General features: G+C 50.9%; 5 protein-coding genes. 2 read left to right on the top strand and 3 right to left on the bottom strand.

The window, feature by feature from the left end:
• Positions 1-46 precede the first annotated feature (46 nt).
• Entirely contained in the window at positions 47-2359 is a 2313-nt protein-coding gene (locus tag LCH85_00750) for a hypothetical protein (protein ID MCA0350498.1), read from the top strand.
• Positions 2360-2495: 136 nt separating this feature from the next.
• On the opposite strand, the gene LCH85_00745 is transcribed toward LCH85_00750, so the two are convergent.
• The 3 genes from LCH85_00745 to LCH85_00735 form a co-directional block, all read right to left on the bottom strand.
• Positions 2496-4745, bottom strand: coding sequence for a glycoside hydrolase family 3 C-terminal domain-containing protein (locus tag LCH85_00745; protein ID MCA0350497.1), 2250 nt, complete (start codon positions 4743-4745; stop codon positions 2496-2498).
• A gap of 198 nt (positions 4746-4943) precedes the next feature.
• Positions 4944-8426: an AAA family ATPase gene (locus tag LCH85_00740; protein ID MCA0350496.1), complete on the bottom strand. Its 3483-nt coding sequence runs from the start codon at positions 8424-8426 to the stop codon at positions 4944-4946.
• A 162-nt stretch (positions 8427-8588) separates the two neighbouring features.
• Positions 8589-12008, bottom strand: coding sequence for an RICIN domain-containing protein (locus LCH85_00735; GenBank protein MCA0350495.1), 3420 nt, complete (start codon positions 12006-12008; stop codon positions 8589-8591).
• 241 nt (positions 12009-12249) lie between these two features.
• On the opposite strand from LCH85_00735, the gene LCH85_00730 reads away from it, so the two are divergent.
• The gene (locus LCH85_00730) at positions 12250-14298 is read left to right on the top strand and encodes a S9 family peptidase (protein ID MCA0350494.1); all 2049 of its coding nucleotides are present in this window, start codon (positions 12250-12252) and stop codon (positions 14296-14298) included.
• The last annotated feature ends 18 nt before the right edge of the window (positions 14299-14316 follow it).

Raw genomic sequence — 14316 nt, 5'->3', positions numbered from 1 at the left:
TATTCTACAGCTCTACAACACGATCTAGCAGATTTGAGGAGCAGCTATGCACAAATTCGGGACAACCCGTCGCCAAGTGGGATTTATTCTCATAATGCTCATGATGCTACCAAGCCTTGCGATCACTCGCGCCCAACAACCAAGCAATTCGAGCATTAACGGAGTTTGGGATAGCACGATTGGTAATAGCCTGCAAAAAACCGGCAGCATCAATAAACTGTATCTTGGCCTCGATAATCGCTTATATGTAGCTGGTAATTTTGCCTATCTCAATAATCAATTGGGCAATGGGTTAGCCTCATGGGATGGAACAACTTGGCATACCCATGGCTTACAGCCAAACGACATCAATAGCATCAAAACTTTTGAAACCTACCAAAATCAACTCATTATTGGCGGAAGTTTTAAAAATCTGGCAGGCAGAGGCATTAACGGTTTAGGCCGTTGGGATGGGACGCAGTTCCAAGGCTTCGGGGCTGGCACACAAGGCATAAACGATTATTGGGATCGTACACCATCACAAGTCAATGATTTTGCTGTTATTAGTGACACCTTATATATTGTTGGCAACTTCTCACAATTTGATTCGGTTGCAGCTAATTCGGTGGCCTATTGGAAGCCAACCGGCATTGGTGCGCTTGGCAATTTTGAAGATAAAGCACTACGAGCAGCCTCCACTGGACAACAATTGGTCGTGACTGGGGCATTTCAGTATATAAACAATGTTCCAATCAGTGGCTTTGCCCTATTTGCTAACGGCCAATGGTCACAAATGTTAAGGCCAGCAAATGTGAGATTACAGCTTGATGATATGACCAATATTCAGGACATAATCTATGCCTGGGGCTATCCGACCGCGAACCCACAACAAACCAATCTTTATGCCTATTTCAATAATCAATGGACACAGATTGGTGATGATCTGCCCGAAAATCTTCGTGGTGTATTTGATGCTGATGGTTTGTATGTTTATAGCACGAATGCGCTCTGGAAACTGGTGAATGAACAATGGCAACCAGTTCAGCTTCCTGCCAGCATTACGAGCATCAGTTCAGTTGTGGGCAATAGCGATCAGCTGTATATTGCAGGCACGTTCGTTGTCAACAACCAACCAAGCCAATTGATCGCGTGGGATGGAACGAACCTAAGCAGCCTAGCAAACACAGGCTTAGCTGTCCCAGTCTATGATATTGGCGGCGTAAATCGCCAAGTTGTGGTTAATGTCAATGGCCAGACCAACCTGCAACAATGGAATGGCACAAACTGGCAGCAAATCTATGGGATGAGTCAGAGCAGCAGGCTTGTTACCATCGATGATGAGCGGACTTATTTGATCAGCGGCAGTCCATTTAGTGTCAATAATAGCAACCCCAGCGCTCTTTGGGAGATCAATTCAACCGGTACGCTCACCAATCCAGTAGCAATCACCGGAACTTTTATCAATTGGACGCGCTCTGGAACAAGCATGCTGGTCAAAAGCTATTTTCCAGGCACGATCAATGGTCAAACCTATACCAAAACCCTCCAAATTAATCAAGATCACTCATGGCAAGCATTCAATGTTCGCAATTATAGCCATGAATCCATGGTTTACCAGATCGATAATCAGTTTTATGTGGTAGAAATTAGGAATGATCGCTATTCGTATATCATCTCTATTCATATTTGGCGCGATAATCGCTGGGAAGAATTTACTGGCACACAAGTCGGCGATGACAGTTATCCGCAAGTTATTGAATGGCGCGATAATTTATATATCAGTGGCCAGGATTCGCTCTATCACCTAAATGTAACCGATGGCATGCTTGACGATGCTGCCCAGTTTGATAATGATATTAACCGCTTGGCCATTGATGGTGAAGATTACCTCTATGTGGGCGGTAGGTTCAACGCTGTCAATCAGCAGCAAACAGGCTCACTCGCCCGTTGGGATGGCACAAAATGGCAAGGCTTGGCAACACCAATCAATGGCCCAATTGAACAGATTGCCGTAACGAAAAATGATCTGTATCTTGCAGGCAATTTTACCCATGCTGGCTCAATCCCATCATTGGGTGTGGCCCATCTCCAGTTGGAATACCAAGTGCCAAGCAACACAGCAACCCCAACGATCACCCCAACACCAACCAATACACCAACCAGTACCAGTACGCCAACTAATACCGTTACAAATACACCAGTGCCAAGCAGCACCCCAACCAATACTAGTACCGTTACAAATACACCAGTGCCAAGCAGCACCCCAACCAGTACCAGTACGCCAACCAATACCGTTACAAATACACCAGTGCCAAGCAACACGCCAACTACTATTCCAAATCAAATCTATAGGGTTATGATTCCCTACGTCGTAAACTAAATCATATTAAGGCGATGATGTGAAGGCGGTTTCGTCCTTCGCGATCTTCGTGCCCTTCGCGGTTTCGTCCTTCGTGCGCTTCGTGGATCAAAAAAGGGATCGGTAGTAATACCACCGATCCCCAAGCAGCAACAAACTAGCCCTGATTGACCTTGGCCACAATTTCATCAACTTGGCTGGCCTCGAAGAAGCCAAAGTTAACAAATTTGGCCAATGGAATTGGCTCGAAAATCGCGCGGGTGCTAGCGCTTTGGCCTTCGATAAAAGCTCCAGCAGTCGCATGCAAAATCTCAGCGCCAATCGGATCATCCAAGAATTCCTTGATGGAACTCATGCGCGTGAGCACTTTGCGAGCTGAACGAGGGTCTTCATTCACCGTCAGATCGGCCACTAATGGCAGATCAGCGCTGCAACCACCAGCCAAAATCTGATAGCTGCCGCCTTCCATACGCCAAGTCGCTCGTTGTTGATCATACAAACTGAAATCGCGGGCGGTAAGGGTCAATTCAACGGTTTTCGTTTCGCCAGCGGCCAATTCAAGCTTGGCAAACGCCCGTAATTCCTTAACTGGGCGCAGATAGGCCGAATTGCTTGGTTTGACATACACTTGCACAACTTCTTTGCCAGCCCGCTCGCCAGTATTGGTCAGGGTAACACTGACCGTCAAGGGCGTAGCTTCATCGATACTGGCAGCACTCAGCGCAATCTGATCATAGCGGAAACTGGTGTAGGATAAGCCATAGCCAAACGGGAATAATGGCTTGACCTTGCGCACATCGTAGTAGCGATAGCCAATAAACAGGCCTTCACCATAACGCACCACTCCCGCTTCACCTGGATAATTCAAAAAGGCTGGGGTATCGGCGAGATCGTGGGGGAAGGTTTCGGCCAATTTGCCACTGGGGTTGACAGAACCCGAAAGTACATCGACTAAGGCGCTACCCACGGCCTGACCTGCCAAGCCTGCTTCAAGCACCGCCCGCACTTGATCAAGCCATGGAATCGTCACGGCTGAGCCATTGATCAAAATTGCTACGGTGTTGGCTTGAACTGCCGCCACTGCTTCAAGCAATTGATTATGTCCAGTTGGCATGTTCATGTGTGCCCGATCAGCGCCTTCAGTTTCGTAGGCATCGGGCAGACCAACCAAAACTAAGCTCAGGCTAGCGTTTTTGGCCACCGCCACCGCCTCAGCAATTAATTGATCATTGGTATTGCCATCGTGATCATAGCCAGCAGCAAACTTAACTTCAACTGATTGCCCAGCCAGCCATGTTTGCAAGGCTTCGAGTGGCGTATCGACCTGAGTTGCATTAATTTCCGAGCTACCAGCACCCTGATAGCGTGGCTTTTGGGCAAAATTGCCAATCACCGCCACTGTGCTTCCAGCAGTTGGCTGCAACGGCAAAATGCCATCGTTCTTGAGCAGCACCATCGATTCGCTGGCAGCACGGCGAGCCAAAGCATGATGGATAGCTTTGTCGTAGCTAGCTTCGGGCTGGCGTTGGGCAATGCCACGCAGAATAATCTTGAGCATGCGGCTGGCGGCAGTATCGATAACGGTTTCTGAGAGCGCTCCCTTGCGTACCAAACCAGCCAAAAATTCAACATGATTAAGCGCTGGGCCAGGCATTTCCAAATCGAGGCCAGCAGTTAATGCGGCAGCCTTATCGTTAACTGCGCCCCAGTCGGAAACGACAATGCCTTCAAAGCCCCATTCTTCGCGCAGAATTTCAGTTAGCAGTTGACGATGCTCGGTTGCATAGATTCCATTGATTTTGTTATAAGCCGCCATGATCGTCCAAGGTTGCGCTCGTTTGACCACGCGCTCGAAGGCTGCCAAATACAACTCGCGCAAAGTCCGTTGATCGACTTCCGAGCTAATCGTCATGCGCTCGAATTCTTGGTTGTTGCAGGCATAATGTTTGAGCGATGTGCCAACGCCATGGCTTTGCACACCTTCGACAAACGCCGTGCCCAACTCACCAGCCAAAACCGGATCTTCGGAATAATATTCGAAATTACGGCCACCCAGGGGCGTGCGTTTGAGGTTGATGCCAGGCCCAAGCACAATTTGCACGTTGTTGGCTAAGCATTCTTGGGCAATCGCCTCGCCAATCGCTTTGGCCAAATCAACATCCCACGTTGAGGCCACGGCAGCAGCAGTGGGAAAACAGGTTGCTGGAATCGCATCGATAATGCCAATTGAGGAATTTTCGGGGGGTTTGCGCAAGCCATGCGGGCCATCGTTCATATTGATCGAGCCAAGCCCCAAGCGTTCGACGGGGTGGGTGCTCCACATATCTTGGCCGATCGTCAGCGAAATTTTCTCTTCCAACGTCATTTGAGTCAACAAGTCGTTGATTTGTTGATCGCTCGCGGTCATGATCCGACCTTTCCTTGCCGCAAAACGCAGCATCTACGAGAACCAGTGCAACAGCGCAGCATGGGCAGTTGGCTAGCAGCATTCCAGCCCATGAGCCAACGCCTCGTTGCGTCGCATTCCTAATTCACAAGGTTGATTTGGATCAGCGAAAGGCTATCACACCCGTTCTCAAAATATCGATCTTATGCCAAATAATTGCTAAATAATGAAGCTTGAGCTTGGTTCTTGCAACGTCGCTTGAACCAAGGGCATGCCGAGAAAATGATCGCGCAGTTCATCGCGCAAAATATTACTTGAAATATGGCGAATCAAGCGCTGAGCCTGTTGGCGTTCGGTCAATGCCTGATCAGGCTGGCCCTGCGTTTCAAGCCATTCAGCTCGCCACGCATGAAAACGCCATAGATCATGCACATCACCAGCAGGCTGTTCGTTGATCAAGCCCTCGCTTAGTTGCAAGGCTTCGCTGATTTTGCCTTGCGCTGCTGCCAAACGAGCACGATAGTTGACGACTAACGACGTGCCAAACCACAACGATGAAAGTTGCTCGACAACTTGCTCCAACAAACGTTCGCCATGAGCATATTCACCGAGTTTAAGGCTCAATTCGATATGCGCCACCCGCAGCATAACCCCAGCAATCACCTGTTGATCGCCTAAATCAAAGGCCAATACTTGGTGAATCGCCTCGGCCATTGCGGCTGGCTCAGGTTGGGTTTGTTCGATCGAGATCAGCAAACGCAACGCAGCAGTCAGTTGGCGCAAGGTTGCTAAGGCTTCATCATTAATTTGTTCCAAATAGGCCTCAGCTGCATCGATGACCGCCAGCGCCGAAGCATAATCGCCGAGTATGCGATACAAACGCAGCAATTCGGTGCGCGAATACATGTTCAGCATAATTGGGCCAGAAATACTCGATTGCTCGATCGATGACTGGAACATATGCAACGCCTGTTGAATATCGCCAGTTTCGAGGGCAATACCACCAAGCACCGAGCGCGAAAAGCCCAAATTCCAAGCATTGCCGATCATCACGGACAAGCGTTCAGCCTCACGCGCATAACGCACCGCTTGCTCTAAATCGCGGCGTGAATAGTAGAAATCGGCCATGCCCGAAAGGCTATCGGCTAGCATTGGCAGGTTATTCAACGAGCGCCATAATTCAATTGCTTCACGCAACATTTGCTCAGCCAATTCATGCTGACCACGGTTAATCGCCACCCGATGGAAGTCATTCAAACAATAGGCTTGCAACTCGCGCATACCCAACTCACGGGCTAGGCTCAGGGCTTTTTCGCCCCAAGGTTCAGCATCGGTAAAGCGGCTAAGATGGCCTTCGATTAAGGCGAGAAGCCAATAGCAGCGGGCTTCCGATTGACGATCGCCCTGTTGGGTGGCTAATTCTAAGGCTCGCATGGTGTCGCTACGGCTGCGCTCAAGGTCGCGATGGAGGCTTGGCAACATCAGCAAACGTGCCCGTTCAATCAACACAATCGTCAACGATTCGGTATCTTGTTCGCTGTCGCAGCGTTCAAGCACATGATTATATAAATCGAGCGCTTGCTTGGTTTCGCCAACCAATTCGGTAGCTCGCGCATAATTCAGATACAAACCGCGCACCACAGCCAAGGGCAATTCATACTGATGGCTCAAATCGTGAGCACGTTCATAATGGCGAATTGCTTCGCGCAAGGCATATTGACGATAGGCTACATCGCCAGCTAACAAGGCATATTCAAAGGCCTTGGGATGTTCGGCATGCATAAAGTGGTTGGCCAAAGCTGCTGCCAATTCCTCGCGACGCGAAGGATAGAGCGTTTCTAAGGTTTCGCCAACTACACCATGCAAGCGACGGCGCTCAGTTTGCAAGGTTGTGCTATAGACCACTTCATGGACCAAGGCATGGCGGAAACGTAAATAGCCATTGGGATTGGTGCGATCGCGCCGTAGCAACTCGCGATCAACTAATAAATCGATTGAGTTGGTAAGTTTTTCGGCGGTTGAACCAAGCACCTCAGCCACCACTCGAATCGCAAAACGCCGACCAATCACTGCCGCAATGTGTAAAAGTTGGCGTAACTCAGTCGGCAAGCGATCGATCCGTGCGGCCAACAAGCCATGCACACTATCGGGCAATTCGATTTGATTGATTGCCTCAAGCGCCACCCAACTATTGCCATCGTGCATAATCGCTTCACGATCGATCAAGGTGCGAATAACTTCTTCAACAAAGAAGGGATTACCATCGGCTTTGTTGAGAATCGCCGTGCGCAAATGTTCAGGCAGGCCATCGAAATGCAGCAAATTGGCAATCAATTCGCGGCCATTGGCGAGCGATAATGGCGCTAGATTCAATTCGAGGCCTTTTAAATCGCGGGCAGCCTCGACCAAACGCCAGCCAACCACTTCGCGATCAGGCCGTGAGGTCGCTAAAATCACCAACGGAATGTCGTTGTGCAATTGCAACAAACTTTGCAGCACATCGACCGAAGCCTCATCGGCCCAGTGAATATCTTCAATCGACCAAATCACGGGGGTATGTTGGCCTTGAGCCAGCACCAAACGCCGCACGGCGGTGATATAGAGTGCTTGCAACGATTGGGGGCTAAGCTCATCGAAGCGACGTGAAGCTGGCAGCAATAACAAATGGCTCAGCGCCGGAATCACCTGATCGGCTTGATCGGCCAAGAGCGCCGTGGCGATTTGATGCAAGGCTGCGGCCATTTCATCTTCGCCATCATTGAGCGACACGCCAATTAATGAGCGCACCAAATCGCGCAACAAGGCATAGGCACTTTCTTGGGTATAGGAGAGACAGCGGGCTTCATACCAAACAACTTGGGGCAATTGCTCCAAACTTTGGTTACGCCACTCGGTCAACAGCCGACTTTTGCCAATGCCAGCCTCGCCAACCGCCATCACTACCCGCCCGCGCTGCTGAGCCAAATTATCGGTTACTGCCAACAGGCTATCGAGCTCGTTGCTACGGCCAACCATGGGGCTTTGTAAACCTTTAATGCCACGGCCAGATGAGGGGCGCGGATTGAGACCGCGTAGCTTGAAGACCGCCACTTGTTCAGAACGACCTTTGATTGCTTTTTCGCCCAGCGCCGCAAAATCAAAGACATGGGCTGCCATGCGTTGAGTTTCGGGGCCAACCAAAATTTCGCCGTTGCTGGCTAAATCTTGCAAGCGGGCCGCCAAATTAACCGCATCGCCAATCACCGAATAGTGCTGGCGACCGAGCGAACCGATGCCGCCTGCAATCACCACGCCTGTATTGATGCCGATGTGCAAACCTAAGGCAAGGCCTTCTTGTTGGCTGAGCTCAGCAATCGCATCGAGCATGGCACTGGCGGCGTGTACCGCGCGAATTGGATCATCTTCGTGAGCGAGAGGAGCGCCAAAAATCGCCATAATCGCATCGCCAATAAATTTATCGACGACCCCGCCGTAATGCTCGATGATTGGCACTAAACGATCAAAACAAGCATTAATTAAGCGATGTACCGCCTCAGCATCCAACTGCTCAGCGATTGAGCTAAAGCCCACCAAATCGGCAAACATCACCGTAACCCGCCGCCGTTCGCTGCGTGGCAAGGGAGCATCGGCCAACATACGGCCACACTGAGAGCAAAAACGAGCGCTGGCAGGGTTGAGGTTGAGACATTCTGTACATTGCATAGGCGGTGTACTCGGCGCAAAAATATTGCTCCATTATAGCGCGATTTTAACTCTTTTTGAAACAAATGTTTACTAGCAATCTGTATGAATACTAGTTAAAACCACGGCACTCGTTCTGGCTGAAGAACGAGTGCCTTGTACGAGGAGAAGGGTTATAGGACGTTAATTGAATGGCAAGGTGATGGTTGATTGTTGGCCTTGGGCGCTGGTGGCGCTGGTGCGAACGCTCGCTGAACCATTGCCAATTGCGTTCCAAATTTCAATCCGAACCCGACCATTGCTCAGGTTGGCCCAAGCACCACTGCTGCTCTTGAGGCCAGCGGTTTGGCTATATTGCTCGAAGCCTGCCACCGGATCGGTTGGGAAGTAGTTGTAGGTTTCAGTGCGATCATAGCTGCCGTCGCCTGTCCAGTCGTAGGAGATTCGGGCTTGAACCCCGTTGCCCACGGCGGTATTTGAATCGACAAACAGCTTGAATTGGGTGGCTTGGCTGTTGTAGGTGCGGGTCAAGCCGGAGATGGTATAAACCAAAGCGTTGGTCGGCGTACCATCGCGGTTAGCTCCGCCAGCCGATGGAATGCTGTCGGTGTTGGCTCCTGCGCCTGCGCTCAAGCTCAACGTACCAGCTACATTTTGGGCAGCGCCATCGATGACGTGCAAGGTGTTGCCACCAGCATCGATCTTGGTGAGTTGCCATTGTTGGTTGGTTGCGCCGACATATTCCCATTGATGAACGTTGCCACCATCGGCGGTTGAGGCTTCAGCAACATCAAGCGCCTTGCCACTGTGGCGGGCAATAATCGCATAGTAGCCGCTGCCAACATCGCGCAAACACCATTGTTGGTTAGTAGTGTTGCCATATGGCCATTGGTGGATGTTGACCCCGTTGCCAGTTGCGGTTGTACCACCAGCAACATCAAGTGCTTTACCACTATGACGAGCGGTTACTTTGAAGTAGTTGCTGCCAACGCCTTCGAAGCGCCATTGTTGGTTCAAGCCACCAACATAGCCCCATTGATGCACATTCGCCCCATCAGCGCTTGAAACACCATCAACATCCAAGGCTTTGCCACTGTGGCGAGCCGTTACCCGATAATAGCTGTTGGCATCCAAGCTGACTGCTGAACAGCCGGCAACTGGCGTAGCAGTTGGTGGGACTGGCGTAGCGGTTGGATTGACCGGAGTTGCGGTTGGGTTGACTGGTGTTGCCGTCGGATTGACTGGTGTTGCAGTTGGGTTGACCGGAGTCGCGGTTGGTGGTGGGGTTGTGCCCGTGCTACGAGCCATGCTGCGTGCAGGAATGCTATTCAACACCACACCATTCGAGAAGGTTACGGTCAATGGATTTGCGGTTGGATTCCAAGCAACATAGGTGCGCACACCATTTTTGTTGAAAACCGCATAGGTTGGGGTGTTGGCGGTGATCGACGTATCGATCGAACCCAACTGCTTCAGGTTGCGAATCCAGTGATAGGTATGAGCCTTGGTTTCGCCTTCTTCTGGCGTGTAGGCGACCGTATCAAACTTGGTTGCGGCAGTTGCGGCATCACCAAACGCTTGGAATTGCCAAATAATATCGAGCCAGTAGCGTTCTGCGCCGCCGATGTTGCTGCGCATTTGGCTGTAGTTTTTGTTGACATAGGTTGGGTTGCGACCCAAGTACAACGAACCACCGTGGAATGGCAAGAAGTTGATCCCGTGGATCATTTCGGGGTTGGCACTGAACCAGGTTGCATAGCTGCCACCATCGCCCCAAACCATGCCGACGGCGGGGTGATTGTTGTTGGCGGTGAAGCCAGCTGGGAAGACAGCGTTATCAACATTGAACCAATATTGCTCGATCGCATGGGTTTCGTGGGTATACATGAAGATCCCAAGGTCGCGCATTTGGGTGTTGCCAGTGTTTGCGCCCCACAAGAGCACAGCACTGTTGAACATCATTGCTTCTGATGATGATTCGTGGTTGTTGCCTGCGCCAAAGCCTGCATGGCCCGAAGCCCATGAGTGGCCTTCATAGATGTCGAAGGTGCGCAAGCGTGGGAATCGTGGATCAGTGGCGGTGCTGATGTTGGCAGCATCGTTGATCAACAGCTTGACCATCGAACCCCAGTTGCTATCGAGCGCCCAGTTTGGATCGTATTGGGCCAAGATTGCCGCAGCGTAGATGTAATAGCCATAGTGGAAGTGGTGGTCGTTCAATTCGGTATCCGAGCCGAATGAAGCTGGGTAGCCGATGACCGTACCCCAATTGCTGTTGTAATAAAACTGGCCGTTGGTATCGTTGGCGCTCGCGGTGAACCATTCTTGCAAACGGTTGCGCACAGCAGTAATCAACGCATTACGGGCGTTGGTGTTGCCCAATTGTTCAGCAATTGGAATCAAGTTGGCCAACCGTAAGAGCGCCTTACCAGTGTAGTAGGTATCAGCACCGCCAAAGTGGCTAGCTTCGAAAGCAACATCATTCAAGTGATTGTTGAGCGTGGTGCGGTTGTAATCGCCTGCATCTGGCAAGGTTGGCAGTACGCCGTTGAATCGCATGGCCGTGGTAAACGAATTACCATCGCGCAAGCGAATTTGACCACGGGCGGTGGTGTAGCTGTAGTTCGTCAACGCCGTCGATGAGTTGATCGCGTGGTGGCGATACAAGCCCAAAACAGTGTTGGTATTGCTGCCTTCTTTGGCAACTGTGGTTGCGCTGAAGGTTGTGTTCAAGGTAGCCGAAGCTTGGTCGTAGCTCCAGCTAGCAGTGGTGTTGGTAACAAAGGCATAGGCGCGGGCTTTGAAGAAATTAAAGGTTGCCACGCTATTATCAGGCAGCACTGCTACCGAATAATAATCTTTGCCTGCCAAATTTGATTGGAAATTATTCCCCGATTGGCTCCAGGTTGCGCCAGTTGGGGCAAAAATACCGTAATGATGGCCGTTGACCGTGATGCCGAGGGCATTCGTGCCAGCGCCAGTCCAAACACTTGGCGGAGCAGCTGCGCCAATCAAGGCATCGCCGCCACTCTTGGTCAAATAGACGAAGGGCATGCCATGGCCGAAGGTTGCGCGGAGCGTGCCGCCACCATTCCAATAGGCCGTGACTGTCCAATCCGAGTAGCCGTCAACTTTGGCATCGGGCGAATTCAAGCCCACCAAACCAAGGTTCAGGTCTTCGGAAGCATTGTAGTGAAACTCACCAATGTAGTTGGGTGAGCCAGTTGAAATTGCGGGAATTGTCGGGAAGGTCACGCCCAAGCCAGTTGCTTTGGCTTTGACAATCAACGGCAAGGCCGTCATATTTTCCGAATAGGGATTACCAGGGAAGCGCTGCCAGCCGAGCGAACTCCACCAATCGTTGGTGGGCATAGCGCCAGTGACATTGGCAGTGCGTTTGGGAGAAACAGGATTTCCATTAAAATCATCGGGAACTTTTGCGCCTGCTGGCAAGGTGGTGGTATAACTGCCCAGCCCAGCTTGATCAGCGTTGGCAACAGGTTGGGTTGGAGAAAAGAACAAACTGGAAGTTAATAATGTTAGGAGGGTTCCTGCAAGCCATGGTAATCGTCTTGAGCGATTAGGTAAATGTTGTGTATTCATGCACATCCTCGTGTAATTAATCAACATCGATAGCCGAAATGTTATGAACCCCTAGTCGCATGAATCAAGCAACCTCCTTCGATCAAAGAATCCATATACTGCTATCTTAATTTTTCCCTAACTATTATTCAATGACTAAAATAAGTCATTTAGCATGCACTACGCTTCTGAGTTGTTGTTTAATGGATGATCGTTCTATGCTATTATGCGCGGAATTGCATATAGAGAATAGGAATCAAGCATGGCCGAGTTGCGCAACTGGCAAGCCACGAGTCTGTTAGAGCTACGTTTTATCTCCGATGCCCAAATTTCGCCCAACGGCGAGCAAATTGCCTTTGTGGAAACCTGGATCGAGGAAACCACCAGCAAGAGTGGCACTCGCAAGCCCGATTATCGTTCAGCAATTATGTTAATTCAGGCCGATGGTGGCACGCCGCAACGCATGACGTTCAGCGTTTCAGGTCGCGATAGCTCGCCACGCTGGTCGCCTGATGGTAGCAAATTGGCCTTTATCTCAACTCGCGATGCAGGCGTGGCCCAACTGTTCGTACTCGATTTGGCTCGTGGTGGCGAGGCTCAGCAACTAACCAGCCTTGGTTATGGTGTGGCCGAAATCAACTGGCGACCCGATAGCCAAGCCTTGGCATTTATCTCGCGCGGAGCCAAAGCCAAAGCGCAAACCCATGTCGAAAGCTTGCGCGACGAAAAAATTATCGAGCGCTTGCCATTTAAATTCGATGGTGTAGGCTATTTGCAGCCAGAATACGCGCAAATTTGGCTGGTTGAATTGGGGCAAGAACCAAGCCAAATTACCGATCAAGCCTTTGATCACGCTGATCCGGCCTGGTCGCCTGATGGCAGCGAGTTGGCTTTTATCACGGTTTCGCGGGCCGAACTAGAGCACACCCGCCAAGCCGATATGTATCTATTAAATGTTGCAGCTGGCACATCGCGCTGTTTAACCAATGCCCTAGGTCCGGTCTATCACCCAACTTGGTCGCCCGATGGCAGCCAAATCGCCTATATCGGTCATGATCAACACACTGGCAATGCCTCAAACGAGGCTTTGTGGTGTGTTAGTCGGGCGGGCGGCGATGCCCGCTTGCTCAGCGTTGGCTTTGAATATGGGCTTGAAAATAGCGTGATCAGCGATGCTCGCATTGGGCGCTTTCCTTATCGGCCTTATTGGCGCGATAATGGCATCTACTGTTTGGCAACTCGTGCCGCCCGCACCCGCGCCTATCGCTACAGCGACGGCGCGATGCATGAACTTACGCCTGAAGATAATCCTAGCATTTCGGGCTACAGCCAATCGTTGAACAAGCGCACTGCCTTCACCGCTGGCACTGCCACCCAACTCGAAGCGCTGTATATGGGCGATGCTGATGGCAGTATTCATCTGCTCTACGACCCCAATGCTGCATTACTCGCCAGCATCCAAACCATCGAGCCAGAGCGTTTTAGCTATGCCAGCTTCGATGGCTTGGCGATCGAAGGCTGGGTGATCAAACCTGTGGGATTCAGCCAAGGCCAGCAATATCCTTCGTTGTTATATATTCATGGTGGCCCGCATAGCGCCTATGGTCACAATTTTATGCATGAATTTCAGGTGCTGGCGGCGGCGGGCTATGGCGTGATTTACACCAATCCACGCGGTGGTACAGGCTATGGTCAGCGCTTCCGCGCGTTGGTACGCCAAGATTTTGGCGGCGATGATTATCGCGATCTCATGGCTGCTGCCGATCTGGCCGAAACCTGGGATTGGATCGACACCAAACGAATGGGTGTGCTTGGTGGCTCATATGGCGGCTATATGACCAACTGGATCATCAGCCATACCGAGCGCTTTGCCGCCGCCAACACCCAACGCTGTATCTCCAATTTAATGAGCTTTTTCGGCACATCGGATATTGGGCCATACTTCGGCGAAGATGAATTCGGCGGCAAGCCTTGGGCTGATATCGATAAATTTATGGAGCGCTCACCAATTCGTTATGTAAATTCAATTAATACTCCATTGCTGATTTTGCATTCTGATGAAGACCATCGCTGCCCAGTCGAGCAAGCTGAGCAACTGTATACCGCGCTCAAAGTGCTGGATAAACCTGTGCGTTTTGTCCGCTTCCCGCGCGAAGGCCACGAACTTTCACGCAGCGGCGAGCCATTGCATCGGATCGCACGAATCGAATATATTTTGGATTGGTTCGGCCATTATTTGCAAGGACAGGAACTCCAGCCTGCTGATCATTTCCGGCGCAGCGTTGCTGGCGAATGGCAAAGCAGCCAATAATTTCACGATCAGATTGTT

The sequence above is a fragment of the Chloroflexota bacterium genome (assembly GCA_020161265.1).
In the GTDB taxonomy this organism is placed as follows: domain Bacteria; phylum Chloroflexota; class Chloroflexia; order Chloroflexales; family Herpetosiphonaceae; genus Herpetosiphon.
This window is presented reverse-complemented; position numbering and strand designations above follow the sequence as displayed.

Coding starts and splice junctions, on each gene's coding strand:
- LCH85_00750 (MCA0350498.1), top strand. CDS start 47: ATGCACAAATTCGGGACAACCCGTCGCCAAGTGGGATTTATTCTCATA.
- LCH85_00745 (MCA0350497.1), bottom strand. CDS start 4,745: ATGACCGCGAGCGATCAACAAATCAACGACTTGTTGACTCAAATGACG.
- LCH85_00740 (MCA0350496.1), bottom strand. CDS start 8,426: ATGCAATGTACAGAATGTCTCAACCTCAACCCTGCCAGCGCTCGTTTT.
- LCH85_00735 (MCA0350495.1), bottom strand. CDS start 12,008: ATGAATACACAACATTTACCTAATCGCTCAAGACGATTACCATGGCTT.
- LCH85_00730 (MCA0350494.1), top strand. CDS start 12,250: ATGGCCGAGTTGCGCAACTGGCAAGCCACGAGTCTGTTAGAGCTACGT.